An 844-nucleotide genomic window follows, 5' to 3' on the forward strand; every position below is an offset into this window, starting at 1 on the left:
TAGGTGGTGTTGACACTTATCGCATCCATAGGACGATTGCAGCGAGCGTGACGATGGCTCGGTAATTTCGGGCGGTCTTTTCGAAGCGGGTTGCGACGCGACGGAACTGCTTGAGCTTGCTGAAGCAGCATTCCACGAGGTGGCGCTGGGCATAGAGATGCTTGTCGAGCGGATGTTTGAGGGCTCGCGAGGGGTTGTTGGGGATGACGGCGATCGCGCCTTTGGCTGCGATGGCCTGGCGCAAATGATCGGCGTCATAGGCTGCATCGGCCATGACGACCTCGGCGGGCAATCCCTCGATCAACGTGGCGGCTTGCGGGGCATCGCCCTTCTGGCCTGCGGTGAGGGTGAACCGCACGGGACATCCCAAACCTCGAACGGCCATATGTATCTTGGTGCTCAAGCCGCCGCGCGAGCGCCCGATCGCTTGATCTTCAGACCCCCTTTTTTTGCCCCGGCGGCGTGCTGATGCGCCCGGACGATGGTGGAATCGACGATCAAATATTCGAAGTCCGGATCATCGGACATCGCCTCGAAGATCCGCAACCAGACACCCTTGGTGCTCCATCGACTGAAGCGCCGGAACACGCTGTTCCAATCCCCAAACGCCTCCGGAAGATCACGCCAGGGAGAGCCCGTGCGAACGATCCAGAGCACCCCTTCCACGAACATCCGGTTGTCGCGTCCGGTCGAACCTTTCTGGTCGGGCCGGCCAATGATGAGCGGCGCCATGCGCTCCCAAGCCGCGTCGCTCAACACCAAACGATCCATCACACCCAAGGCCGCCTCCCAAAAGAAGCCTTGAATCTGATTTGGCCTCAAAAGGGAATCCCTAGAGTCCACA

1 pseudogene is annotated in these 844 nt (G+C 60.2%); it reads right to left on the bottom strand.

Features of this window, described 5'->3' with window-relative positions:
- Positions 1 to 16 precede the first annotated feature (16 nt).
- A pseudogene (locus AKL29_RS46525) lies at positions 17 to 780 on the bottom strand (IS5 family transposase).
- Positions 781 to 844 lie beyond the last annotated feature (64 nt).

Origin of the sequence: Bradyrhizobium pachyrhizi (assembly GCF_001189245.1) — a bacterium.
Classification (GTDB): Bacteria; Pseudomonadota; Alphaproteobacteria; order Rhizobiales; family Xanthobacteraceae; genus Bradyrhizobium; species Bradyrhizobium pachyrhizi.